At 71.0% G+C, this 25,297-nt stretch carries 21 protein-coding genes; 11 read left to right on the top strand and 10 right to left on the bottom strand.

The window, feature by feature from the left end; all coding sequences use genetic code 11:
• Nucleotides 1-11: 11 nt before the first annotated feature.
• A complete protein-coding gene (locus AC1C2W_RS18645; protein ID WP_495413967.1) occupies nucleotides 12-359 on the bottom strand; it encodes an oxidoreductase in 348 nt (115 codons plus the stop codon).
• Between the two features lie 250 nt (nucleotides 360-609).
• Between AC1C2W_RS18645 and sucB the strand changes: the two genes are divergently transcribed.
• Complete coding sequence (gene sucB / locus AC1C2W_RS18640; protein ID WP_495413966.1) at nucleotides 610-2,421, top strand: 2-oxoglutarate dehydrogenase, E2 component, dihydrolipoamide succinyltransferase; 1,812 nt, start codon at nucleotides 610-612, stop codon at nucleotides 2,419-2,421.
• Nucleotides 2,422-2,627: 206 nt separating this feature from the next.
• Here the strand turns inward: sucB and AC1C2W_RS18635 are convergent, their stop codons facing one another.
• On the bottom strand, nucleotides 2,628-3,998 hold the full coding sequence (locus AC1C2W_RS18635; protein WP_495413965.1) for a hypothetical protein: 1,371 nt from the start codon (nucleotides 3,996-3,998) through the stop codon (nucleotides 2,628-2,630).
• 73 nt (nucleotides 3,999-4,071) lie between these two features.
• Nucleotides 4,072-5,121 carry a Gfo/Idh/MocA family protein gene (locus AC1C2W_RS18630; protein ID WP_495413979.1) on the bottom strand — a complete coding sequence of 350 codons (1,050 nt, stop codon included), beginning with the start codon at nucleotides 5,119-5,121 and terminating at the stop codon, nucleotides 4,072-4,074.
• 212 nt (nucleotides 5,122-5,333) lie between these two features.
• Here AC1C2W_RS18630 and AC1C2W_RS18625 point away from each other — a divergent pair, with 212 nt between their 5' ends.
• Nucleotides 5,334-7,994 (top strand): M14 family zinc carboxypeptidase, encoded by a 2,661-nt coding sequence (locus tag AC1C2W_RS18625; RefSeq protein WP_495413964.1) that lies wholly within the window; start codon nucleotides 5,334-5,336, stop codon nucleotides 7,992-7,994.
• Nucleotides 7,995-8,048: 54 nt separating this feature from the next.
• Here AC1C2W_RS18625 and AC1C2W_RS18620 read toward each other — a convergent pair whose 3' ends face one another.
• Nucleotides 8,049-10,319, bottom strand: a complete 2,271-nt coding sequence (locus AC1C2W_RS18620; RefSeq protein WP_495413963.1) for an MMPL family transporter — start codon at nucleotides 10,317-10,319, stop codon at nucleotides 8,049-8,051.
• Nucleotides 10,320-10,355: 36 nt separating this feature from the next.
• Here AC1C2W_RS18620 and AC1C2W_RS18615 point away from each other — a divergent pair, with 36 nt between their 5' ends.
• The 4 genes from AC1C2W_RS18615 (at nucleotide 10,356) to AC1C2W_RS18600 (ending at nucleotide 13,515) form a co-directional block, all read left to right on the top strand.
• On the top strand, nucleotides 10,356-10,847 hold the full coding sequence (locus AC1C2W_RS18615) for a MarR family winged helix-turn-helix transcriptional regulator (RefSeq protein WP_495391158.1): 492 nt from the start codon (nucleotides 10,356-10,358) through the stop codon (nucleotides 10,845-10,847).
• Between the two features lie 18 nt (nucleotides 10,848-10,865).
• Nucleotides 10,866-11,537: a lipoyl(octanoyl) transferase LipB gene (gene lipB / locus AC1C2W_RS18610; RefSeq protein WP_495413978.1), complete on the top strand. Its 672-nt coding sequence runs from the start codon at nucleotides 10,866-10,868 to the stop codon at nucleotides 11,535-11,537.
• Nucleotides 11,538-11,733: 196 nt separating this feature from the next.
• Nucleotides 11,734-12,744 carry a lipoyl synthase gene (gene lipA, locus AC1C2W_RS18605; RefSeq protein ID WP_495413962.1) on the top strand — a complete coding sequence of 337 codons (1,011 nt, stop codon included), beginning with the start codon at nucleotides 11,734-11,736 and terminating at the stop codon, nucleotides 12,742-12,744.
• A gap of 36 nt (nucleotides 12,745-12,780) precedes the next feature.
• On the top strand, nucleotides 12,781-13,515 hold the full coding sequence (locus AC1C2W_RS18600; RefSeq protein ID WP_495391156.1) for a DUF4191 domain-containing protein: 735 nt from the start codon (nucleotides 12,781-12,783) through the stop codon (nucleotides 13,513-13,515).
• 124 nt (nucleotides 13,516-13,639) lie between these two features.
• Here AC1C2W_RS18600 and AC1C2W_RS18595 read toward each other — a convergent pair whose 3' ends face one another.
• Nucleotides 13,640-14,101, bottom strand: a complete 462-nt coding sequence (locus tag AC1C2W_RS18595) for an RDD family protein (RefSeq protein ID WP_495391155.1) — start codon at nucleotides 14,099-14,101, stop codon at nucleotides 13,640-13,642.
• A gap of 177 nt (nucleotides 14,102-14,278) precedes the next feature.
• Here AC1C2W_RS18595 and glnA point away from each other — a divergent pair, with 177 nt between their 5' ends.
• The 5 genes from glnA (at nucleotide 14,279) to AC1C2W_RS18570 (ending at nucleotide 19,488) form a co-directional block, all read left to right on the top strand.
• A complete protein-coding gene (gene glnA / locus AC1C2W_RS18590) occupies nucleotides 14,279-15,703 on the top strand; it encodes a type I glutamate--ammonia ligase (RefSeq protein WP_495391154.1) in 1,425 nt (474 codons plus the stop codon).
• Nucleotides 15,704-16,237: 534 nt separating this feature from the next.
• Nucleotides 16,238-17,203 carry an NAD(P)-dependent oxidoreductase gene (locus tag AC1C2W_RS18585; RefSeq protein WP_495413977.1) on the top strand — a complete coding sequence of 322 codons (966 nt, stop codon included), beginning with the start codon at nucleotides 16,238-16,240 and terminating at the stop codon, nucleotides 17,201-17,203.
• A complete protein-coding gene (gene vanA, locus AC1C2W_RS18580; protein ID WP_495391153.1) occupies nucleotides 17,200-18,240 on the top strand; it encodes a D-alanine--(R)-lactate ligase in 1,041 nt (346 codons plus the stop codon). The genes AC1C2W_RS18585 and vanA overlap by 4 nt, the downstream gene beginning before the upstream one ends.
• Nucleotides 18,237-18,845 (top strand): D-Ala-D-Ala dipeptidase VanX, encoded by a 609-nt coding sequence (vanX, locus tag AC1C2W_RS18575; RefSeq protein ID WP_495391152.1) that lies wholly within the window; start codon nucleotides 18,237-18,239, stop codon nucleotides 18,843-18,845. Before vanA ends, vanX begins: the two co-directional genes overlap by 4 nt.
• A gap of 55 nt (nucleotides 18,846-18,900) precedes the next feature.
• A complete protein-coding gene (locus AC1C2W_RS18570) occupies nucleotides 18,901-19,488 on the top strand; it encodes a hypothetical protein (RefSeq protein ID WP_495391151.1) in 588 nt (195 codons plus the stop codon).
• Between the two features lie 396 nt (nucleotides 19,489-19,884).
• Here the strand turns inward: AC1C2W_RS18570 and AC1C2W_RS18565 are convergent, their stop codons facing one another.
• The 5 genes from AC1C2W_RS18565 to AC1C2W_RS18545 all read right to left on the bottom strand — a co-directional run bounded on the left by AC1C2W_RS18565 (nucleotide 19,885) and on the right by AC1C2W_RS18545 (nucleotide 25,291).
• Nucleotides 19,885-20,958, bottom strand: a complete 1,074-nt coding sequence (locus AC1C2W_RS18565; RefSeq protein WP_495391150.1) for a sensor histidine kinase — start codon at nucleotides 20,956-20,958, stop codon at nucleotides 19,885-19,887.
• 10 nt (nucleotides 20,959-20,968) lie between these two features.
• Nucleotides 20,969-21,664, bottom strand: a complete 696-nt coding sequence (locus AC1C2W_RS18560; RefSeq protein ID WP_495391149.1) for a response regulator transcription factor — start codon at nucleotides 21,662-21,664, stop codon at nucleotides 20,969-20,971.
• Between the two features lie 212 nt (nucleotides 21,665-21,876).
• Nucleotides 21,877-23,052, bottom strand: a complete 1,176-nt coding sequence (locus AC1C2W_RS18555; RefSeq protein ID WP_495391148.1) for a bifunctional 2-methylcitrate synthase/citrate synthase — start codon at nucleotides 23,050-23,052, stop codon at nucleotides 21,877-21,879.
• An 80-nt stretch (nucleotides 23,053-23,132) separates the two neighbouring features.
• Complete coding sequence (locus tag AC1C2W_RS18550) at nucleotides 23,133-24,314, bottom strand: cytochrome b/b6 domain-containing protein (protein WP_495413961.1); 1,182 nt, start codon at nucleotides 24,312-24,314, stop codon at nucleotides 23,133-23,135.
• Entirely contained in the window at nucleotides 24,311-25,291 is a 981-nt protein-coding gene (locus AC1C2W_RS18545) for an electron transfer flavoprotein subunit alpha/FixB family protein (protein ID WP_495413960.1), read from the bottom strand. The genes AC1C2W_RS18550 and AC1C2W_RS18545 overlap by 4 nt, the downstream gene beginning before the upstream one ends.
• Nucleotides 25,292-25,297 lie beyond the last annotated feature (6 nt).

Below are 25,297 nucleotides of genomic sequence, written 5' to 3'. Positions count from 1 at the left end.
CCGGTGCCTGCTCAGCCCTTGCGCCGCTGCGCCGAGCTCCAGTCCCGCATGCGCTGCGGGTAGCCCGTGAACCGCACGTTGTAGACCGGGACCCCGAGCGAGCGCGCCACCTCGAACCCGGTGCGCTCGTCCGGGACGCGGCGACGCGTCCACTCGCCGGTCGTCGCGACCAGCAGCACGGTCGTCGGGGTCTGGGAGTTCGGCGGCTCGACGTAGGCCTCGACGCCCACGCGGGTGCGCACGAACTCCTGCAGGTACGCCACGGTCTCGCCGCGCGACCCGGTCGTCGGCGCGGCGCCGGCGGGGGTCGTGGGTACCGACCTGCCCAGCAGGCGTCCCAGCGAGGTCCTGAGCGACATGGCGCGAGAATACCGCCGACGGCCGGGCCTCGTGCTGGAGGTGTGCCGCAGGTGTCCTGGAGGTCCTGAAGGGGTCGGGTGTTCCCAGCGTCACACCGACCGCGGCCTCGGACGATTGGGGCGGACCCCGCGGAGGTGACAAGATGGCAGGCAGTGACCAGAACGCGGCAACCGGGGCTGGCGCGGACCGCTGGACCGATCCGCCTCGGCACGTCGCCTGACCCACTGATCGAAGGAGACTCCACAGGTCATGTCTGAGAACGTGCAGCTCCCTGCACTCGGCGAGTCCGTTACCGAGGGCACCGTCACCCGATGGCTCAAGGCCGTCGGCGACACCGTCGCCGTCGACGAGCCCTTGCTGGAGGTCTCCACCGACAAGGTCGACACCGAGATCCCGTCGCCCGTCGCCGGAGTGCTCGAGCAGATCCTTGCCGAGGAGGACGAGACCGTCGAGGTCGGCGCCACCCTCGCCGTCGTCGGTGACGGCTCCGGCGCGGGGTCCTCCGACGCCGCCCCGGCCGCCGAGGCTCCCGCCGCCGAGCCCGAGCGGCCCGCAGCGCCCGAGCCTGCTCCCGCAGCACCCGCCGAGCCTGCTCCCGCAGCACCCGCCGAGCCTGCTCCCGCAGCCGCGGCGCCGGCAGCTGAGGCTCCCGCCGCAGAGGCGCCCGCCGCCGGTGGTGGCGAGGGCACCGAGGTGACGCTGCCCGCCCTGGGCGAGTCCGTCACCGAGGGCACCGTCACCCGGTGGCTCAAGGCCGTCGGCGACTCGGTGGAGGTCGACGAGCCGCTGCTCGAGGTCTCGACCGACAAGGTCGACACCGAGATCCCCTCCCCCGTCGCCGGGACCGTGCAGCAGCTCCTGGTCGAGGAAGACGCCACCGTCGAGGTCGGCGCCGTCCTGGCGGTCGTCGGCTCCGGCGCCGCAGCACCCGCCGCCGCACCGGCTCCTGCCGCCGCACCGGCCGCCCCCGAGCCCGCCGCCGCGCCGCAGCAGGCCGAGGAGCCCGCCCCGGCACCCGCAGCTCCCGCTCCCGCAGCAGCCCCGGCACCCGCCGCCCCGGCCCCGGCTGCCCCGGCCCCCGCCGCGGAGGCCGCCCCGGCGCCCGCCTCGTCGGGCAAGGGCTCCTACCTCACGCCGCTGGTGCGCAAGCTCGCGGCCGAGAAGGGCGTGGACGTCTCGAGCATCCAGGGCACCGGCGTCGGCGGCCGCATCCGCAAGGAGGACGTGCTCGCCGCGGCCGAGAAGGCCGCCGCTCCGGCAGCCTCCGCCCCGGACGCTGCCGCCCCTGCGGCGTCGTCGTCCGCGCCGAAGACACCGAGCGTGCCGCCGGTCTCCCCGCTGCGTGGCACCACGGAGAAGATGTCTCGCCTGCGCAAGATCGTCGCGGAGCGCATGGTCGAGTCGCTGCACACGCAGGCGCAGCTCACGACCGTGGTCGAGGTGGACGTCACCAAGGTGGCCAGGCTGCGCGCTAAGGCGAAGGAGTCGTTCAAGGCCCGCGAGAACGCGAACCTCACCTACCTGCCCTTCTACACGCTCGCCGCGGTCGAGGCGCTCAAGGCGTTCCCGAAGATCAACGCGTCGATCGACCCGGAAAAGGGCGAGATCACCTACCACCCGTCGGAGAACGTCGGCATCGCGGTCGACACCGAGCGTGGCCTGGTGGTCCCGGTGATCAAGAACGCCGGCGACCTGAACCTCGCGGGCATCGCCCGCCAGATCGGCGACCTGGGTGCCCGCACCCGGGCCAACAAGGTGGGCCCGGACGAGCTGTCCGGCGCGACCTTCACGATCACGAACACCGGTTCGGGCGGCGCGCTCATCGACACGCCCATCGTCCCGGGCGGCCAGGTCGCGATCCTCGGCACCGGCACCATCACCAAGAAGCCGGCCGTCGTGACGGGCCCGGACGGCGAGGAGACCATCGCCATCCGCCAGTTCGCGTACCTGTTCCTCTCCTACGACCACCGCCTGGTCGACGGTGCGGACGCCGCCCGCTTCCTCACCGCGGTCAAGGCCCGCATCGAGGAGGGCGCGTTCGAGTCCGAGGTCGGCCTCTGACGGCTCGCTGTCCCTGACGACGAAGGGCGCCCCGGCTCCGGCCGGGGCGCCCTTCGTCGTCCGTGCTCGACGCCGTTCATACGCGACGTCGTTCATACGCGACGTCGTTCGTGCTCGACGTCGTTCATACGCGACGTCGTTCGTGCTCGACGTCGTTCGTGCTCGACGTCGTTCGTGCTCGACGTCGTTCGTGCTCGACGTCGCGCTCATCCGACCTCGGCGACCCGCCACCCCTCAGGTGTCCACGCGAGCCGCAGGGTCGCCCGCCGCGCGTCGGACGCGGGCACCGCCGTCACCTCGCCGTCGTCCGCGACCTGCTCGTGCGGACCCACGGTGTACTCCACCTCCACCTCCGCCTCGTCACCGTCGTGCCGCTCGGTGCGCACGTCGTCGACGAGCACCTCCGCGCCACGCACCCGCGTGCCGGCGAGCTCGGCCTCGTCCAGCAGCGCCACGTCGGCATCGTGCGCCGCCGACCCGGGCACATCCACCCCGTCGACCCCGTCCACCCCGGCACCGACCTCGGTGCCGTCCTTGGTGCCGTCCTTGGTGCCGCCGTCCGCACCCCCGGACAGCAGCGCACCCCGGCGCTCGGTGAGCTCCGCCGCCGCGGCGGCCGGGTCGTCGCGGTCCTGCGTCCGGTCCGCCGCCGTGGTCGCGGCCACCTCCTTCGCCGGTGCCGTCGGGGCGAGGACTCCCGCGTCGTCCGGCGGGCGCACCTGGAGGGCCACCGCCGCCAGGACCACCACGAGCCCCACCGCCCCGACCGCGCCGAGCACCCCTCTGGGCACTCCCCGAGGCACTCCCCGCGACGGGCCGCCCGCCCGGCGCGACCCCCGCCGCCCGGGCCGCGGGCGCCGGGACGCGCGGGTCGGGCGCGCGCCCCGGGCACCGGGCCCTGCCGCCGCGCCGCGCTGCACCACGCGCCGACGCCGCGCCTGCGGGGCGGGCCCCGGATCCGACGACCGCAGTCCGAGCGACGCGGCCGCGAGGGTCGCCGCCTCCGGCAGCCGCACCGGCTCCGGAGGGACGGCGGCGTCGGCCTGGGCCGCGAGGGTGCCCGCCTCCGGACGCACCCGGGGATCCGGCGCCGCCGCGGGGGCCAGGACCGCCCGGAGGGCCGTCGCCTCGTCGTCCGCGCGGTCGCCCAGGAGATCCCCCACCAGCGCGGCGAGCGCGTGCACGTCCTCCGCGCCCGGGTCGCCGTCCGGCTCCCCCGCGCCGCCCACCCGCGGCCGCAGCATCGCCTCGCCGCTCGGGCCCAGCACCACGTCCGCCGCCGTGAGCGCGCCCTGGGCCAGGCCCTCGCTGTGCAGGGCGGCCAGCCCGCGGGCCGCCGCGACCAGCACGCCCGCGGCCTCCCGGGACGTCAGCCTGCCCCGCACGGCGAGCACGGTCGGCAGGTCGCTCGCCGCCCCCGCGCCGCGACGGACCGCGAGGGTCCCGTCGTCGCGCACGTCGAACGCCGCCACGGGCTCGAGGCACGGGTGGCGCAGCCCGGCGAGCGCGCTCACCCGTTGCAGGAGCGCCTCGCGGGCGCCGGAGTCGGTCGGGATCGGCAGCGTCTGAGTGGGCACGGAGCCATCGAACACCCTCGGCGGGCACCGCACGCCGCGTCATCCACAGGCAGCGTCATCCACAGGCCGTGCGTCAGACCGCGATGCGCCGCCCGTCGCGCGCCGAGACCCGCGCGGCGTCGAGCACCTCGGCGGTGCGCACCGCGTCCGCCGGGTCGACGGGGGCGGGCTCGTCCCCGCGCAACCAGGGGCCGAGGGCCCGGTAGAAGTCCGCGTGCCCGCCCGGCGCCGCCTCCACCGCGCGGCGCTCCCGCCCGCGGGTCAACCACCCGAGCGAGCCGTCAGGGGCGTCGTCGTCGAAGACCTCGAACGGTGAGGCGTCCTGCTCGAAGGTCGTGACCAGGTAGGCCCCCGCGGAGCCGAGCACGCGCGTGCGCGGACCGGGGGCGCCCACCACCGAGCCCGCCCACAGCCGGGAGACCACGCCGTGCGGGCTCCCGGCCCGCCCGCCGCCGGGCTCGTGCTGCAGCACCAGGAAGACGTCGTCCTCCGTCGGGGTGGTCAGCTTCCGCAGCTGCGCCCACACGGACTCCACCCGCCCGAAGAGCTGCGTCGCGGAGTCCACCAGGTGCGGGCCGAGGTCCAGCAGCAGCCCGCCGCCCACCGGGTCGTTCTCCTTCCAGCGCTGCCGCGGGGTGGGGCGCCAGCGCTCCCAGCGCCGCTCGAACGTGTGCACGTCGCCGAGGTCGCCGCCGTCGAGCAGGCTCGCCAGGGTGAGCTGCTCGGGATCCCAGCGCCGGTTCTGGAACACCGTGAACGGCGTGCCGGTGGCGGAGGCCTCCTCGACCACGGCGCGCGCCTGGTGCGCGTCGAGCCCGATCGGCTTGTCCAGCACGAACGGGATCTCGGCGCGGGCCAGCGTGGCCGCGTGCTCGGCGTGCAGCGACGTGGGGCTCGCGACGACGACCAGGTCGTACGCGCGGCGCGCGGCGACCAGGGCGTCCAGGTCGGACAGCAGCCGCGCGCCCGGCCAGTCCCCCGCCGCCTGGTTGCGCCGCCCGGGGTCTCGGGTCACGACCGCCGTGACGGGCAGCCCCGCCTCCGCCGCGAGCCGGCCGTGGATCTCCCGGCCCGCGCCGCCGTAGCCGACGATCGCCAGCCGCGGCGGGGGCGCCGCCGCCATGTCGTCGGTCGTGCCCGTCGCCGTCGCCTCGTCCGTGACCATGCCTCCATGGTGCCCGGCCGGGTCCCGACCCGGCCGGGTGCCACGCGGGAGGCCTGCTACCGCCCGGTCGTGCCGGCCACCCCGACGCCAGGACGAAAGTGTGCTGCGGCAATAGCCTGGGCGACGACCTCACCGCAGAAGGCAGCGGGGTCGCGTGAAAGGAGCAGCACATGGCACAACGACGTACCACCGTCGTCACCACGACGGCGGCCGCTCTGCTCGCAACCGGCCTGGTCGCCTCCGGCGCCCTCGCGAAGGCGCCGTCGGACGCGTCCGGAAGCACGCTGACGGCGGCCACGGCGGACATCGCCACCCCCGAGGAATACTTCGGGTTCGAGATGGGCACGGAGGGACGGCTCGCCGCCTACCCGGACGTGCTCGACTACATGCGGACCGTCGCCGAGAGCTCGGACCGCGTCACCTACGAGACGGTCGGCGAGACCACGGAGGGCAACGAGTACGCGACCGTCTTCATCAGCTCGCCGGAGAACCTGCAACGGCTCGACGAGATCGTGGAGCTGAACAAGCGCCTGTCCGACCCACGGTCGACGACGCCCGAGGAGGCTCGCGCACTGGCGCGCGAGAGCGTGCCGATCTACCACCTCGAGGCCACCGTGCACTCCACCGAGGTCGGCAACGGGCAGGCGATCAACGACATCGTGCACCGGCTCGCGACCGAGACCTCGGACTACACCGAGAACGTGCTGACGAACTCGGTGATCATGCTGGTCCCGTCGCAGAACCCTGACGGCCAGGTCAAGGTCGTCGACCACTTCGACCGCACCGCCGACACGGACCTGGCCCGCGTCTACCCCGACCTCTACCAGAAGTACACCGGGCACGACGACAACCGTGACTGGACGATGTTCACCCAGGTCGAGGCGCGGTACCGGCTCGGGCTCAGCCAGGAGTACCGGCCGGTGATGACCCACATCATGCATCAGCAGGGCAGCTCCGGTGAGCGGATCTTCGTGCCGCCGTACGGGGGCGTCACCAGCGCGAACGTGCCGGCCAACTCCAACGCGTCCAGCTCGGCGGTAGGCCAGCACGCCATGCGCGACCTGACGGCCGACGGCAAGAAGGGCGTGGGCACGGACGACTACCACATCTACTGGACCCTCGAGCAGCCCGTCGGGTTCTTCCCGTTCACGGGGACCGGCGTGTACCTCACGGAGATCGCGTCGGTGGCCGACCTGGCGTACCCGCAGCGGTCTGATGACGGGAGCCCGCTGGGCCCCCAGACGCCCACGCAGGACCTCATCCAGCCGTACGACAACGACACCTGGACGCTGCGGGACATCGTCGAGTACGCCGAGACCGCCACCTACGCGGGCATGGAGTACGTGGCCGACAACGGCGAGGAGCTGCTGTACGACAACCTCTACGCCGCGCCGCAGGAGTTCACCGAGAACGGTGTGGCGTCCGGTGTCGCGGCCTACGTGGTGGGCGCCGACCAGCGTGACCCCTACGCGACGTACGAGATGCTCGAGCGGCTCGACTGGACCGACGTCGAGATCGACCGGGCGACGGCGCCCTTCACGGCCGGCGGCGAGCGGTACCCCGCCGGGTCGTGGGTGATCGCGACGCACCAGCCGCTGGGCAACTGGGCCGACCAGCTGCTCGGCACCGACGAGTACCCGGTCGACGACCTGCCGTACGCCGAGGCGACGACGAGCCTGCCGCTGCAGCTCGGCGTCGACGTCGCCGCGATCGACGAGCCGCTCGAGGCCGACCTCGAGCGCGTGGAGGAGATCGAGGTGCCCGAGGTCGAGATGCCGGCGGCACCGGGATCCACGGGGGCGTACCTCGTGCGGCCGGAGTCGTACGGGACGATCCCGATGGTGGCCGCCCTGCAGAAGGCGAACATCGCCACCTTCCGCGCGGGCGCCGAGTTCACCTCCGACGACACCGCCTACCCCGCGGGGACGTACGTGGTCCCGGCCACGCCGCAAGCGCGGCGCGTGCTCGCCACGTCGAGCGCCGACGTCGGCGTGCCCGTGGCGGCGACGGCACAGGCACCGGCCGTCGAGGGGATCCAGCTCAAGCCCCGCACCCGGGTCGGCCTGCTGCGCGGGGCGAACAACATGCCGGGCGGCTGGGACATGTACCTCATGGACCAGTACAAGGTCGCCTACGACGTCGTCGGCGCGCAGGACTTCCAGAGCGGGCGGCTGATCGACGTCTACGACACGATCGTGCTCCCGCAGGGCATCTCCCGGAAGGACATCGTCGAGGGCCTCGACCCGCAGAAGTACGACGAGGAGTTCGCGTGGGCCTACGGCGTCGGGCAGAAGGGCTGGCGCAAGCTCGCCCAGTTCGTGCGCCAGGGTGGCACGCTCCTGGCCATCGGCGACTCGGTCGCCACCGCGAAGGAGCTGCTGGACCTGCCGATCGAGCCGGCGCTGCCCGACGACTCCGACGAGTTCGCGACGGGCGGCAGCCTGCTCAACCACGAGTTCGACACCTCGGACATGGTCGCGTGGGGCATGCCGGAGCAGTGGCCGGTCTGGCTCTACGGCACCCAGGCGTGGACCCCGACCGGCCCCGACGCCGACGTGGTGTCGACCTACCCGGACTCCGGCGTGCTCGCCAGCGGTTATCTCCGGGGCGAGGAGCACATCGCGGGCGCGGCCAACGTGGTGTCGTTCGACATCGGCAAGGGCAGCGTCGTCACGTACGGCAGCGAGGTGACCTTCCGGTCGCTGCCCCGCTCGTCGTTCAACCTCGTCTACAACGCGCTCTACGGCGGGCCCGCGGCCGAGGTCAGCAAGAGGCAGCTCGCCGGGCTCCGGCCGGCGTTCACGGCCGACGGCACCCTGCGCTCGCGGTAGGGCCCTGACGGGCCGGGCGGCGGCGCGCGGGGTGGAACCGCGCACCGCCGTCCGTCACCCGCCCTGCGCGCCTGCCCGGCCGCGCCCCAGGCGCGACGGCCACCAGACGCGATCGCCGACGTCGTGCACGAGGGCGGGCACCAGGAGGCTGCGTACCACCAGCGTGTCGACCAGCACGCCGAACGCGACGATGACCGCCAGCTGCGCGAGGAACAGCAGCGGGATGACCCCGAGCGCGGCGAAGGTCGCGGCGAGCACGACCCCGGCGGACGTGATGACCGAGCCCGTGACGGCCAGCCCCCGCAGCACGCCGCGCCGCGTGCCGACCTCGAGGCTCTCCTCGCGCACGCGGGTCATGAGGAAGATCGAGTAGTCGACCCCCAGCGCGACCAGGAAGCAGAAGGCGTACAGCGGCACCGCCGGGTCGGCGCCCGGGAAGTCGAGGACGTGATTGAACACCAGGGCCGCGACGCCGAGCGCGAACCCGAACGACAGCACGTTGGCCGCCATGAGCAGCACGGCCGCGAGGACCGAGCGCAGCAGCAGCACGAGGATCAGCAGGATCACGGCCAGCACCACGGGGACGATGGTGCGCAGGTCGCGCTGCCCGGCGACCTGGGTGTCGAGCCGCTCGGCGGCCGCACCGCCGACCAGGGCGTCCGGGCTCGCCTCGTGCACCGCGGCACGCAGGTCGGCGACGGTGTCGACCGCCTCCTGGCTGTCGGACGGCGCCTCGGTCGTGGCGTCCACGCGCACCTTCCCGTCGACGACGAGCGGGTCACCCTGGGCAGGCCGCCCCGGCGCGGCGGCCGGCTGGTCGGTGACGACGGTCGCGGCGGTGATCCCGTCGGTGTCCTCGGCCGCGTCCACCACGGCGTCGGCGTCCTCCTCGGGGGCGACGACGATCGCGGGCTGGGCGGAGACTCCCTCGAAGTGGCTCGTGAGCACCTTCTCGCCGTCGACCGAGTCGACCTGGGTGAGGAACACCTCCGAGTCACCCGTACCGTTCGCGTCCAGCGTCGGGACGAACGCCGCTCCCCCGGCCAGCACGACGGCGGTGGCGATCCACACCACCCGGTCGTGGCGCCCGACGAAGCCGGCGACGCGGGACCAGACGCCGTGCCCCGCGACCTCCACGTGTGAGTCGTCGTCCGTGGATCCGACGGACGCCCCCGGGGCGTCGGGGTGCCGCCCGAGCGCGTGCGGGACCCGGGGCCAGAAGACCCACCGGGCGCGCTGCCCGCCGACGAGCAGCATCGCGGGCAGGAACGTCATCGCCGACAGGAACGCCGCGGCGATGCCGATGGCCGCGACCGGACCGAGGCTGCGGTTGGACGACAGGTCGGACAGCAGCAGGCAGAGCAGCCCCGCGATGACTGTCCCCGCACTGGCGGCGATCGGCTCGACCGAGGCCCGGAGGGCGCGACGCATCGCCGTGTACGGCGACACGGTCGTGCGCAGCTCCTCGCGATAGCGGGCGACGAGCAGCAGGGCGTAGTCCACCGAGGCGCCCACCACGAGGATCGACAGGATCCCCTGGGACTGCCCGTTGAGGGTGAGGACGTCGTTCGCGGCGAGGTGGTACACCACCAACCCGGCGAGGCAGAGCGCGAGCACGGCCGTGAAGATCACGACGAACGGCAGCACCGGCGAGCGGTAGACGAGCGCGAGGATCACGAAGACGGCACCGAGCGCGACGAGCAGCAGCACGGTGTCGATCGCCCCGAACGCGCTCACGAGGTCCGCGACGAAACCGGCCGGCCCCGTGACCCACGTCTCCAGACCGGTGCCGGCGAGCCCCCCGTCCGCGGCGTCGGCGGCGGCGAGCGTCCGCAGCGCGCCGATCGCGAGCTCGGAGACGCTCGACTCCTCCGCGCCGACGTCCTCGGAGGCCTTCGCCGCGTCGAGGGAGACCACCACGAGGGCGGCCCGCCCGTCCTCGGACGGCACGACGACGGGGTCCGCCACGCTCGCGTCCCCGACGGTCCGCGGCTCGTCGCCCGAGGTGCCCTCGAGCGGGGCGTCGCCGATCGACCCGGCGAAGGCCTGGACGTCGGCAAGCTGCTCCTTCGTCAGCGCGGACCCGTCGGCAGTCTCGCTGACCACCAGTGCGGGCAGCGTCTCGGAGTCGGTGAACTCGCGGGCGAGCTCGGCGGCCTGCGTGGACTCGGCGCTCGCGGGCAGGAACGCGGCGTTGTCGTTCGTCTGGACGCTGCTCAGGTTGCCCTGCGCCTGTCCGCCGATCGCCCCGATGGCGAGCCACACGCCGATCGCTGCCAGAATGGCGAGGCCCCGGAGGAGTCCTGAACTACGATTGCTCAGCATGCTGAGTATCCTGCCTGACAGGGAGGCGAGCAGCAAGTGACCGACGACGCGACCCCGTCCGACGCGACGTGGCCCGACGCCGCCGCGGCCGAACCCACGAGCGACGATCCCGCGCGGTGGCCGACGGGGCGCCTCCTCTTCACCGTCGTCCGCCGCATCGAGCACGACTGGAACGCCCACCTCGCGGCGTGGGACCTCAACCATGCAGGGTTCCCCGTGCTCCTGCACCTGCTCGCCGGCCCCCGCACGCAGCGTGAGCTCGCGCGGCTCAACGGCGTCACCGAGCAGACCATGAGCCGCGTCGTCGCACGGCTCGAGCGCTCCGGCTACGTGTCCCGCCGCGAAGACCCGCACGACCGCCGGCGGCGGGCCGTCGCCGTCACCGAGGCAGGTCGGGCTGCCGCCGCCGAGGCCGGACGGGTGCAGCCTGCCGAGGACCTGACGACCAGCGGCCTCGACGACGACCAGGTGGCGCAGCTGCGCGAGATCCTCGTCACCCTCGTGCGCTCACAGCGCGGCGAGGGCTAGCCTCGCCGGGTGGACGTGATGACGCTGCCCGGACTGACCGAATACCACGAGGCGTGGGAGCTCCAGCGCCGCGTGCACGCCGACGTCGTCGCCGGAGACCGACCCGACACACTGATCGTCGTGGAGCACCCCGACGTCTACACCGCGGGCCGGCGCACGCGCCGCGACGAGCGCCCTACCGACGGGACCCCGGTGGTGGACGTCGACCGCGGCGGCAAGGTCACCTGGCACGGCCCGGGCCAGCAGGTCGTGTACCCGATCCTGCGCCTCGCCGAGCCGATCGACGTCGTGGCTTACGTGCGGGCGCTCGAGGAGGCCGTGATGCAGGTGTGCGCGGGCTTCGGGCTCGAGACCATCCGGGTGGAGGGGCGCACGGGCGTGTGGCTGGCCGCCGACGCCGACCGCCGCGAGCGGAAGGTGTGCGCGATCGGGGTGCGCACGGCCAAGGGCGTGACGATGCACGGCATCGCCCTCAACTGCTGCCCCGATCTGAGCCGCTTCGAGCTGATCGTGCCGTGCGGCATCACCGACGCCGACGTCACCTCCCTGACGATCGAGACCGGTCGCACCGTCACCCTCGGCGACGCGTACGGCCCCCTCGTCGACGCCCTCGCCCGCCGGCTCGAGCCGCTGCGCGCGGTGGCGGCGCCGGTCACCGCACCGGTCGCCGTGCCGCTCGCGACCGCCTGACGTCGGGAGCGTTGCCCACGTCACGTCCACACGGTGGGCATCGCACCTGGCCGGGCGGCCCGGCTCACGTCGTCTGACCGGGCTCACATAGTCCGACCCGGCTCACGTAGTCTGACGAGGTCCGGCGCGGGCTCCCGGCCTCACAGGCCGAGCCCGCCCGGCGTCCACCCTGCTCGACGACGACCGGGAGACACCCGTGACGATCGCACCCGAGGGCCGCCGCATGCTGCGCATCGAGGCCCGGAACGCCACCACCCCCATCGAGAAGAAGCCCGAGTGGATCAAGACCAAGGCCGTGATGGGTCCCGAGTACCGGGAGCTCAAGGGCCTGGTCAAGGGCGAGGGCCTGCACACGGTGTGCGAGGAGGCGGGCTGCCCCAACATCTTCGAGTGCTGGGAGGACCGGGAGGCCACGTTCCTCATCGGCGGCGACCAGTGCACGCGGCGCTGTGACTTCTGCCAGATCGACACGGGCAAGCCGGCCGACCTCGACGCCGACGAGCCCCGCCGCGTGGCCGAGTCGGTCCGCACGATGGGCCTGAAGTACTCGACGATCACCGGCGTCGCCCGCGACGACCTCGCCGACGGCGGTGCCTGGCTCTACGCCGAGACGGTTCGCCAGATCCACGCGCTCAACCCGGGCACCGGCGTGGAGCTGCTCATCCCCGACTTCAACGCCATCCCCGAGCTGCTCGACCAGGTCAACGAGTCGCGGCCCGAGGTCCTGGCCCACAACGTGGAGACGGTGCCGCGGATCTTCAAGCAGATCCGTCCGGCCTTCCGCTACGACCGGTCGCTGTCCGTACTCACCCGCGCGCGCGACGCAGGGCTCGTGACGAAGTCGAACCTCATCCTCGGCATGGGCGAGACCATCGAGGAGTGCAAGGTCGCGCTGCAGGACCTGCACGACGCCGGCTGCGACCTCATCACCATCACGCAGTACCTGCGTCCGTCGTTGCGCCACCACCCCGTGGACCGCTGGGTGCGTCCCGAGGAGTTCGTCGAGCTGTCGGACGCCGCCGAGGAGATCGGCTTCCTCGGCGTCATGGCCGGCCCGCTCGTGCGGTCGTCGTACCGCGCCGGGCGCCTGTGGGGACAAGCGATGACCCGCCGCGGGCTGCCCATCCCGGAGTCGCTGGCGCACCTCGCCGAGCCGACCTCGTCGCGCCAGGAGGCGGCGAGCTTGCTCGCCCGCCCCGCCCGCTGACCGAAGCACTGCACCCGCCCACTAGACTGGACGACCATGGCCCGCACCAAGTCCGACGCCGGCGCGTCCGCCGACGCCAACGGTAAGCAGAAGAAGCCCAAGAAGCAGCGCTGGTACCACCAGGTGTGGTCCGCGTACCAGATGACGCGCAAGCAGGATCCGACGGTCACCTGGGTGCTCCTGGGCGCCTTCGTCGGCATCCTCGCGGTGGCGTTCGTCATCGGGTTGCTGCTCGACGCCCCTGTCTATGCGATGGTCGTCGGCCTGCCGTTCGCCCTGCTGGGTGCCATGTTCATCCTGACGCGCAAGGCGGAGCGGGCCGCGTACACGCAGATCGAGGGCCAGCCCGGCGCGGCTCGCGCGGCCCTCGGCACCGTCCGCGGCGGCTGGGAGTTCGACGACGAGCCGATCGCGGTCAACCCGCGCACGCAGGACTTCATCTTCCGCGGGGTCGGGCGCCCCGGCGTCGTGCTGGTCAGCGAGGGCCCGTCGCACCGCGTCAAGCGTCTCCTCGAGGACGAGCGAAGGCGCGTGTCGCGCGTGCTGCCGAACGTGCCGATCACGCTCATCGAGTGCGGCAACGAGGAGGGGCAGGTCCCGCTGCCCAAGGTGGCGCGCAAGGTGCAGAAGCTCAAGAACACCCTGACCAAGCCCGAGGCGGACCAGGTCAAGAAGCGGCTCAAGGCGCTCGGCGGCGCGCGGCTGCCGATCCCGAAGGGCGTCGACCCGATGAAGGCCCGCCCCGACCGCAAGGGCCTGCGCGGGCGCTGACCAGGACGCCGCCCGCAAACGACGGGCCGGGTCGCCACGGGCGACCCGGCCCTCGTTGCGTGAGCCCGTCGATGCGATAGTCCGTCGTTGCGATAGTCCGCCGTTGCGATAGGCCGCCGTTGCGTCAGCGGCGGAGCAGCACCGTGCCGGCCGCGCGGTCGTGCAGGCCGCGACCGTCGCCGTCCCACACGACGGCGGGGATGACGAGGCACAGCAGCAGGGTCCGTACCAACCCGCGCACGAACCCCGGGGCGACGTCGGCGGGGGCACCCAGCACCCGCACCTGCAGGCCGAGCAAGCGGTGCCCGATGGTGAAACCGACGGTGCTGACCAGCAGCAGGTTCTCGAGCGCGAACACCCCGAGAGTCACCCACGAGTTCAGCTCCGCGAACGATGCGGGGCTCGTCACCAGGTAGGCGATCAGGGTGGCGACGGCCCAGTCGACGACGAGCGCGACGGCCCGCCGGCCGAGCCGTGCGAGCGATCCCGGGCCCGACTCGGGGAGCCCCAGGCGACCCCGCGCACCGCTAGGGTCCGTCCTCCTGCCGCCCTCGAGCCACGAACCCATGTCCTCACGCGACGCCATTGCCTCAGGGTACGTGGGCCACATGAGGTCGCGTCGCGTCGCGTGGCGCCATCGTCGAGGTCTCCGTAACGTGTTCGAAACATATGCGCCACGCCGGAGAAACGCTGCCGCCATACCGTCGTGGTCGCCGAGCGGCGGGCTGTGCCCGCCGGCCACGTCCTTCCAAGGAGCGCATGCATGTTCACGAACGCCGAGGAGGCCATCGCCTTCACCCGTCGCGAGGGGGTGGAGTTCATCGATGTCCGGTTCATCGACCTGCCGGGCGTGATGCAGCACTTCAACATGCCCGTCGAGCAGTTCTCGGAAGACTCCTTCACCGAGGGCCTGATGTTCGACGGGTCGTCGATCCGCGGGTTCCAGGCGATCCACGAGTCGGACATGAAGCTGGTCCCGGACGTCACGACGGCGTACCTGGACCCGTTCCGCAAGCGCAAGACGCTGATCATCAACTTCTCGATCGTGGACCCGTTCACGGACGAGCCATACGCGCGTGACCCGCGCACCATCGCCGCCAAGGCCGAGGCGTACCTGAAGTCGACCGGCATCGCCGACACCGCGTTCTTCGCCCCCGAGGCGGAGTTCTACATCTTCGACGACGTGCGCTTCAAGACCTCGGCGAACGAGGGCTACTACCACATCGACTCCGTCGAGGCCGCGTGGAACACCGGCCGCGAGGAGGAGGGTGGCAACCTCGGGTACAAGACCCGCTACAAGGGTGGCTACTTCCCCGTCTCCCCGAACGACCAGTTCGCGGACCTGCGCGACGAGATGTGCGCCGTGCTTGCCGCGGTCGGCCTCGACGTCGAGCGCGCGCACCACGAGGTGGGCACCGCCGGTCAGCAGGAGATCAACTACCGGTTCAACACGCTGCTGCACTCGGCCGACGACCTGATGAAGTTCAAGTACGTCATCAAGAACGTCGCGTGGCAGGCCGGCAAGTCGGTCACCTTCATGCCGAAGCCGATCTTCGGCGACAACGGCTCGGGCATGCACTCGCACCAGTCGCTCTGGATGAACGGCGACCCGCTGTTCTACGACGAGAAGGGCTACGGCGGCCTGTCCGACATGGCTCGCTGGTACATCGGCGGCCTGCTCAAGCACGCACCGTCGCTGCTCGCCTTCACCAACCCGTCGGTGAACTCCTACCACCGCCTGGTGCCGGGCTACGAGGCACCGGTCAACCTGGTCTACTCGGCCCGCAACCGCTCCGCGTGCATCCGCATCCCGGTCACCGGCTCCTCGCCGAAGGCCAAGCGCGTCGAGTTCCGCGTGCCGGACCCGTCGGCCAACCCGTACCTCGCGTTCGCCGCCCAGCTCCTCGCGGGCATCGACGGCATCAAGAACCGCATCGAGCCGCCGGCGCCGATCGACAAGGACCTGTACGAGCTACCCCCCGAGGAGCACGAGCAGATCGCCCAAGTGCCCGCCTCCCTCGGCGAGGCTCTGGACAACCTCGAGCGCGACCACGACTTCCTCACCCAGGGCGACGTCTTCTCCGAGGACCTCATCGCCACCTGGATCGACTACAAGCGCACCAACGAGATCGACCCGATCCGTCTGCGCCCGCACCCCCACGAGTTCGAGCTCTACTACGACATCTGAGTTCGGCTCTTTCCGGACCGGCGGCGGCGCCAAGAAATCGCTGCTGGCCTGCAGAAACGCCCCGCACCAGCTCGCACTGGTGCGGGGCATCTCGCGTTCGCCGAGCGCGTGAGGAGCACAGGAGCTGCCGGACCGGACAACGGTCGTCGCGGCCTTGGAGGCGCAGCGCGAAGGCTAAGCCGAACCGTCCGCAGTTTGCTGCCCGGAGCGTCCCCGGGCCAGTCGTCCGGGACCCCGTTCTCGACGGCGTCGTTCAGCCGCTCGGTCCCTTGCCGAGCGCACCAGACCTCTGCGACGGCATCGGTGCCAGCTCTTCGGGTACGGGTGATGCGCGGTCCCCCCCCAAGACCCCCGTCACTCACGTAGCTCAGGAGCCTGAGCTACGTATCGTCCGCATATCGAAAATCGCATACGTGCCGGCAACACCCCGCCGTCTTGACTTGCAGCATGGCCCACGGCGAACTCGGTTGGATCCCAAGCGGAGCGGCCGCCGGCCGACGCGCCCGTGCGACGGCCGAGCCGTCCCCCCTTGCCATCGCAACGGCGGGGATCACGGTCTTCGGGTGCAGCCAGGACGAAGCCGCCATGTTCCGCGAGATGGGTGCTCGTCTCGACGTATCGCCAACGATCGTCGAGTCGGCGGTCTGTGAAGCAAATGCTGAGCTTGCACGTGGCAGCCGATGCATCAGCGTGAACCACAAGACCCAGATCACGAACTCCACGCTTCTGGCGCTCAGCAATGCCGGCGTGGGTTACATCTCCACCAGAAGCATCGGCTACAACCATATCAACCTGGAGTACGCCGAGCACGTCGGTATCTCAGTGGGCAACGTCGCCTACTCACCGGACAGCGTAGCCGACTACACGCTGATGTTGATGCTGATGGCCGTGCGGCACGCAAAGTCCACCATCCGTCGCACCGATACTTATGACTATCGGCTGAATGAGAGCCGCGGTAGGGAACTACGCGACCTGACCGTGGGCGTGGTCGGAGCGGGGCGCATTGGCACAGCAGTGATCGACCGCCTGCGAGGCTTTGGGAGCCGCGTGCTCGTCAGCGCAAAACCGTCTCGCGTCGGCACCGACCATGTACCGCTGGACGAACTGATCGAGCAGAGCGATATCGTCACGCTCCATACCCCGCTCACCGCGGACACGCACCATCTCCTCGATCGCGATCGCATCGAGCGGATGAAGCCCGGCGCGTACGTCGTCAACACGGGACGCGGACCGCTGCTCGATACCGAGGCCCTCCTGTCGGCGCTGGAGAGCGGCTGGTTGGGCGGTGCGGCGCTGGACGTCCTCGAAGGCGAGGAGGGGATCTTCTACGCCGACTACCGAGACAGGCGTATCGACAACGAGGTCTTGGTGCGACTACAGCGCATGCCCAATGTGCTGATCAGTCCGCACTCCGCCTATGACACGGATCACTCCCTGAAAGACATCGTCGAAAGCAGCCTCATCAGCTGCCTGAATTTTGAGAGCGGGAAGACAACATGAACAAGGTGAAGGTCGGAATCATCTTTGGTGGCGCTTCCGAGGAGCACCCCATCTCCATCAAATCGGCGCAAGAGGTCGCCAGGAGCCTCGACACGGAGATGTATGAACCGTTCTGGATCGGCATCACCACGGGCGGCGCCTGGAAGCTCTGTGACGGCCCCGGCGCGGATTGGGACAACGCCAGTGCTCGTCCAGCCGTGGTGTCACCCGACCGAAGCGTGCACGGCCTGCTGGTCATGGGGCAGGAAGGCTTCGAGACAGAGCGCCTCGACGTCATCTTTCCCGTGCTTCACGGCAAGCTCGGCGAGGACGGCGCGATCCAGGGCCTGCTGGAGCTCTCCGGCATCCCCTACGTGGGCTGCGACGTCCAGGGCTCGGCCGTGTGCATGGACAAGTCACTGGCCTACTCCGTCGCGAGGAGCGCAGGAATCGCCACGCCGAACTTCTGGGTCGTCGGGGAGGATGAAAAGCTCGACGCCGACAACCTCCCTTATCCCGTCTTCGTGAAGCCAGCTCGATCGGGTTCATCGTTCGGCGTCAGCAAGGTCACTGACAAGGACGAGCTGCCGGGCGCGCTGAGTTCGGCGCGACAGTACGACTCGAGGGTTCTGATCGAGGAAGCGGTAGTCGGTGGGGAGATCGGGTGTGCGGTCCTCGGGGAATCGTCCGGTCTGATCGTGGGAGAGGTGGACCGCGTCGACCTCTCCCACGGATTCTTCAGAATCCACCAGGAGGACTCGCCCGAGTCCGGGTCGGAGAACTCGACCTTCATCGTTCCCGCCGACATCTCCGACGATTCGCGCCAGCTCGTCCAAGAGACCGCCAAGACCATCTACCGCTCCCTGGGCTGCAAGGGACTTGCCCGCGTCGACATGTTCCTCACCGACGACGGGCGCGTGATCCTCAACGAGGTCAACACCATGCCTGGTATGACGTCTTACAGCCGCTACCCGCGGATGATGGCCGCCGCAGGAGTGCCGCTCTCTGATCTGATCGACCGGCTCCTCTCGACGGCACTGCTCGGGAAAAAGCAATGAACGATGGTTTCGTCTACGTCGACGAGTGGGTCCCGGGCGTCCGCTGGGATGCCAAGTACGCCACCTGCGACAACTTCACCGGCGCACCGGTGGACGGCTATCTCGCGAATCGGATCGTCGGCACTCGGTCCCTGTGCGCATCCCTGGAGCAGGCGAGCGAGAAGGCAGCCGCACGTGGCTTCGGGCTGCTTCTCTGGGACGGGTATCGCCCCCAACGCGCAGTCGACTGCTTCATCCGCTGGTCGACGCAACCAGAAGATGGCCGGACGAAACCGCGACACTACCCCAACATCGACCGGGCGGAGATGGTCACGGACGGATATGTGGCCGCGAAGTCGGGGCACAGCAGGGGCAGCACCGTCGACCTGACGCTCTTTCACCTTGCCACCGGTGACCTGGCTTCCATGGGCGGCGACCACGACCTCATGGACCCGATCTCACGTCATCAAGCTCAAGGAGTCACGCCGATCGAGGCCCAGAACCGTGGGCATCTCCGTTCCATCATGGAGGACTGCGGATTCGATCGGTACGACTGTGAGTGGTGGCACTACACGCTGAGAAACGAGCCTCATCCCGATGTCTATTTCGACTTTCCCATCACGTGATCGGAGTCTCCGTTGCATCTCGCAGTGGGGAGATCTGGAGCGCAACGATGTGGTGGTGATGCAGCGCACCCAGCGATCGGGGCTGGAGGTGTTCCTGCCGCGCACCGATCCCTCGCAGCTGCACGACTGGGCCTCCGACGGATACCGCTCGGTCGACGAGTACCTGTTCTGGTCCCGCAAGGTCTGCGGTCTGGCGTGTCTGCAGTCGCTGCTCCATGGCTGGACCGACGTCCGGCTGACGATGGGCGAGCTCCTTGCGCTGGCCCTCGACTGGGGTTGCTACGTGGTGGAGCCCTCCGGCAAGGTCCAAGGACTCATCTACCGGCCGTTCATGGCCTGGGTCAGCTCACAGTTCGGATTCCACTGCGAGCTGGTCGAGCGGACGCCGATTGGCGTCTCCGGCAGAGAGGTGCGACCTGGGCAGGTCATGATCGCCTCGGTATCTCCTGAGATTCGCGACTCCGACATCCACGACCCGCAACGAGGGGGCCACCTCGTGCTGGTCTATGCGGTCGAGGACGGGGTAGTGCGGTTCCACAACCCGTCGGGCTACTCCCACAACTCAGATTCCGCGTCGCTACCCATGCACGTATTCGAGCGGTTTCATGCACACCGAGGAATCTTGATCGGCGCAACATCGTGACGCCAGGCGAACCAGCACCCCACATCGTCGCCGCAGGTGGCTACTCGGCCGGTCACATCGAGCCCGCGACGAAACGGCGCCGCCACAATACGTAGGCTGGAGCCCACGGCGGAGATCACCGCTCTCGGCACGGTCCGCGGACTGGACACCTGCTGCAGCAAGGCCTGCACCTGATCGACCACATCGACCACCAGGTCGGGGCGGGAGACGAACGGGTGGTGCCCGGTCGACAACTCGACGGAGCGTGTCGCTCGACCCGCATGGATGCGCTGCAGCTCGACCGAGGTGCTTCGGTCCCTCCCGCAGACGATGTGCGTCGAATCGGCCCCGCGCCAGCGACAAGCGCTCGGCTCCAGGCCCGGTTCGACGACCCGGCCAGGGCGACCTACATCGTTCCTACGAGACCTGCCGAGCTGTCGCGGGTAGTCGTACCGTGGCGCAGAGCCCACCGTCGGCGCGCGGGCTGAGCGAGAGCGTTCCGTCATGCGCTTGGGTGATGCTCTTGGCGATCGCCAGGCCGAGGCCGGCGCCCACATGGTCGCTGCGGACGCGATCGGTGCCGCGCTGGAACGGCTCGGTGAGGGTGGAGACCACGTGCGGGCTGATCTTGTCGCCGGTGTTCTCGACCGTAAGCACGGCGCCATCGGGACCGACAGTGGTGCTGACCTGAATGGTGCCGTATTCGGGCAGGTTGTGGACGATCGCGTTGTGCAGGAGGTTCGTGGTCAACTGCAGCAGGAGCGCAGGCGACCCGAAGGTCGGGGTGATGTCCCCCGAGGTTTCAATGACGACGCCGTGCTTCTCTGCGAGCGGGAGGAGCGTTTCGGTGGCTTCTTCCGCGACGAGCGACAAATCGACGTCATCTCGGGCGAAGGAGTGCTGGTCAGTGCGACTGAGTAGGAGCAGCGCTTCGGTGAGGTCGATCGCTCGGGTGTTGACGACGCGGAGGCGCTCATCGAGCTCGCTGTCTTCCCTGTTCGGATCGCTCCGAGCGACGTCGAGCAGGGTCTGCGTAATCGCAAGCGGAGTTCGCAGCTCGTGGGAGGCGTTGGCCGCAAAGCGTTGGTGTTCGGCGACATGCGCTTCGAGCCGCGCGAGCATGCCGTCGAAGGCGTCAGCGAGCTCTCGGAACTCGTCCTGGCGCCCATCCAGCTCGATCCGGTGAGAGAGGGATCCCTTCGCAGCCGTGCGCGTGGCATCGGCGATGCGGGTCAGCGGGGCCAGCATCCGCCCAGCGAGAATCCACCCTCCGGCGAGACCGAACACCAGGAGGAACACCATCGCGCCGGCGGCCGCCGGCGCGAAGTCACGCAGTAGTTCGGTGCCCGAAGGCGCGATCACCACCTCGCCAGTGTCCTGTGCCCTCTCCCGGTAGTCGCTCAGGAAGACCGCAAGTGCCCCGAGCAGCACGGTGCCGGCGAGCATGAGGACGCCGGCATAGCTGAAGGTGAGCTTGAGGCGAACGCTCAACCCAGGCGCCCTATCCACGTTCGTCTCCCTCGTTCCCGGAGCGTGGTCGCGTGTCGATGCGGTAGCCGACGCCAGGCACCGTGGCGATCACCCAGGGTTCGCCGAGCCGCTTGCGCAGTGCGGATACCGTGATGCGCACGGCGTTGGTGAACGGGTCGGCATTCTCATCCCAAGCCCGTTCCAGGAGCTCTTCGGCGCTGATGACACCGCCGTCGGCAGCCACGAGGACTTCGAGCACCGCGAACTGCTTCCGGGTAAGCGCGACGTACCGACCATCCCGGTAGACCTCGCGGCGGAACCGGTCGAGGCGCAGGCCGGCGAGCTCCCACACTGGCGGCCTGTTGCGGGCACGCCTGCGGTCGAGCGCCCGGAGCCTGAGCACGAGCTCGCGCAGCGCGAACGGCTTGGTGAGGTAGTCATCGGCGCCGAGCTCGAACCCGGAGGCCTTGTCGTCCAGCCGGTCCGCAGCGGTGAGCATCAGGATCGGCATGCCGCTGCCGGACGCGACGATGCGCTCGGCAACCTCGTCACCGGAGGGCCCGGGGACGTCGCGGTCGAGGACGGCGATGTCATAGGTGTTGACGCCGAGCAGCTCCAGGGCGGTGTCGCCGTCCCCGGCGATATCGGCCGCGATCGCTTCCAGGCGCAGTCCCTCGCGGATGGCCTCGGCCATGTAGCGCTCGTCCTCGACAACCAGCACACGCATGCTCTCAATCGTAGGAGCAGGCGGATATCACTGGCGTATCGAAACCGCGTACGGGCCGGTAACACGATTCCGGCCTTGAATTGAGTCCCAGAAAGTGGTCTAGCGTGGTCGCGGGTGTGATGTCTCAGCTCAGATCACCGACCGCCACACCACTCTGCGGGCCCTGGCCAAGGCCCGCCCCGCAGCAGGCGGGGCGGGCCTTCGTCATTCGCTCAGACCGCCTGCTCGACCTGACGTGTCGCGGCCGCGACCGCTGCGTCGTCGGGCACGTACCCCTCGACGTGGCGCTCGGCGACGCCGTCGTAGGCGCTCAGCGGGCGGATCAGCGCGTTGGACGCGAGCTGCTCCTGGACGTGCGCGGTCCAGCCGGCGATCCGCGAGGCGACGAAGAGCGGGGTGAACAGCTCCGTGTCGAAGCCGATGAGGTGGTACGCCGGGCCGGACGGGTAGTCCAGGTTGGGATAGATCCCCTTGCGGCTCACGAACTCCGCCTCGAGGGCGTCGTAGAGCTCGGCCAGGTCGGGGCGGTCGTCGTGGACGACCAAGGTGTCGAGGGCGGCCTTCATCGTGGGCACCCGCGAGTCGCCGCGCTTGTAGACGCGGTGCCCGAAGCCCATGATCTTGCGCTTGTCCGCCAGCGCGGCGTCGAGCCACCCGGCGACGTCGTCGGCCGAGCCGATCTCGTCGAAGGTGTGCATGACGGCCTCGTTCGCCCCGCCGTGGAGCGGGCCCTTCAGGGCACCGATCGCCGCCACGATCGCGCTGTAGTAGTCGGACAGCGTGGAGCTGACGACGCGCGCGGCGAACGTCGAGGCGTTGAAGGAGTGCTCGGCATAGAGCGTCATCGAGACGTCGAAGGCCTTGCGCACCACCTCGTCCGGCTCCTCACCGAACGACATCCACAGGAAATTAGCGGCGTACCCCAGGTCGTCGCGCGGCGGGACGACCGGGAGCCCGCGCCGACGTCGTTGCAGGTGCGCGACGACGGTCGGGAGCTTCGCATACAGCACGAGGGCCTTGTCGAGGACGGCGTCCGGCTCGTGGCTCCACGCGTCCGGGTCGTCGCCGCCGAGGATGCTGACGGTGGTGCGCACCACGTCCATCGGGTGGGCGCTCGCGGACAGACCGTCGATCACGCGCACGAGGTCCTCGTCGAGGGCTCGGTGGCGCCGCTCCTCGGCCGTGAACCGCTCGAGCTGGTCCGCGTCCGGCAGCTCGCCGTGCCACAGCAGGTGCACCACCTCCTCGAACGACGCGGTCGCGGCCAGCTCCTGCACGGGGTACCCGCGGTAGAGCAACGAGTTGCTCGCGGCGTTGACCTGGGAGACCGCGGTGCGGTCGACCGTCACTCCTGCGAGTCCCTTCTTGATCTCGACGGTGTCGTTCATGGTCGCTCCTTCGTGACTGGGCGGGCAGGTGGAATCTCGAGGGTCGGGTGCGGGAGGCGTCGGCCGGTGCGGCCCCGGGCTCAGCGCCTGCTGACGGTGCCGAAGCGGCGCGCCACGGGCGCGACGACGGCGGGTCGCAGGGCGAAGGCCGCGCCGACGATCACCACGAGCGAGACGAGGAAGAGCACGAAACCGACCCAGCTCGCGTCGTCCCGGCCGGCGTACATGTGGTTGAGGTTGCGCTGGGCCCCCGTCGCGAGCACGAGCGCGACGTGCAGCACCGCGAACGCGACGAAGTAGAGCATCACCGGGAAGTGGACCCGCCGGGCGAGCCCGATCGGGACGACGCGGTCCCATGACGGCCGGGCTCGCCAGTAGACGCTCATCCGCACGCCGCTGGCGATCGCCAGGGGCGCCGCGACGAAGACCGTCACGAAGTAGGCGAGCTGCTGCAGGGCGTTGTAGTGCACCCAGCCGTCCTCCGCCGGCCAGCTCAGCGACAGGTACTGGAACCCGGCCGACACGGCGTCGGGGAACACGCTCCAGCGGGTCGGGACGACGCGCACCCACTGCCCGCTCGCGAACAGCAGCACGACGTAGACGACGCCGTTGAGGACCCAGAACACGTCGAGCGCCTGGTGGGTCCAGGCCATGAGACCGATCCGCGCCTGCGGGTCCGACCGCGGCGCCCAGGACGCCGTGGGTCTGGTCCGTCGGCGCACCTGCAGCCCGGTCCGGACGATCAGGACGAGGAGGAAGACGTTGAAGAAGTGTTGCCACGCGAGCCACGCCGGGATGCCCACCGGGGCGCCCTCGGGCAGCGGGGAGGTGCCCGGGTACGCGGCGAGGAAGCGCTGCCCGGCGTCGGTGCCCACCCACCACCGCGCGAGCAGGACCACGACACCGAGGAGGACCGCCGCCCCCGCGGCCACGATCCCGGCACGCCCCGCCCACGCCGGCACCCGACGGCGACGGACCCGCCCCGGCAGATGCCCAGGGACGGGTAGAGGCACAGGCATGGCCGCGCCCGCGCCCCGTCCGTCGCTCGGGTCCCGCGCGTCCGTCGCATCGGGCTCCCGAACGCCCACGGCCGCCGCGGCGACACGGGGAAGGCCACGGCGCGCCGGCCCAGGCTCCCCTGTCGAGGCCCGGGAAGCCGACTCGACGGACACCACGGGCGCGGGCGGCCGCGCCTCGTCCACGGGCGGCCACGGCGGGCCGCCCGGACGGCGGGGCAGCCCCTGTCGCGGTGGCGCGGTCATCCCTCTCGCCTCGCCTCTAGCGCCGCGACGAGCCGCGGCACCACGTCGTGCACGTCGCCGACGATGCCGAAGTCCGCGAGGGCGAACAGGGGCGCGTCCTTGTCCTTGTTGACCACCACGATGGTCTGGGCCGTCTGCATGCCGGCGCGGTGCTGGATCGCGCCGGAGATGCCGAGCGCGACGTAGAGCCGGGGCGACACCGTCGCCCCCGTCTGACCGACCTGGCTCGACGCCGGCACGAACCCGGCATCGACCGCCGCCCGGGAGGCTCCGACCGCCGCGCCGAGCACGTCGGCGAGCTGCTCGACCAGGGCAAAGCCCTCCGCCGAGCCCAGGCCCCGGCCGCCCGAGACGACCTTGGCGGCCCCGCGCAGCTCGGGTCGGGTGGAGCTCGACCGGACGGGTTCGACGTCGAGCACCGTGGCGGTCGGGAGTCCGGAGGCGGTCAACGCCAGCTCCTCGACCTCCGCGCCTGCGACCGCGTCGGACCGGTCGTCGATCGCCCCCTCGCGGACGGTGACGACCAGCGCACCGAACGTGGCCGCGGAGTCGACGAGGTACGCGCCCCCGTAGGCCGAGTGGTGGGCGGCGACGCCATGGTCGTCCCGCGAGACGCCCACGGCGTCGACCGCGAGCGCCGAGCGCGACCTGACCGCGTAGCGCGCGGCCACCTCACGCCCCTCGACGGAGTGCGAGACCAGCACCCCGGCCGGCCGCACCCGGTCGGCCGCGGCCTGGAGCGCGTCCACGCGCGGCACCCCCAGCGCGTCCTCGGCGGCGGGCGCGAGCAGCACCCGGCGTGCCCCGAGCGCGGCCGCGGCGGCGGCCAGCGCGTCGGCCCCCGCCCCGACGACGAGCGCCACCGGGCTGCCGATCGACGCCGCGGCAGCGAGGAGGCCCGCGCTCGACCGCGCCAGCCCGCCGTCCGGGTCTCGGTCGAGAAGCACCAGGATCGGATCTTCGGTCACGTCGGTCATCACGGT

The organism is Isoptericola sp. Y581 (assembly GCF_059445475.1).
This window is presented reverse-complemented; position numbering and strand designations above follow the sequence as displayed.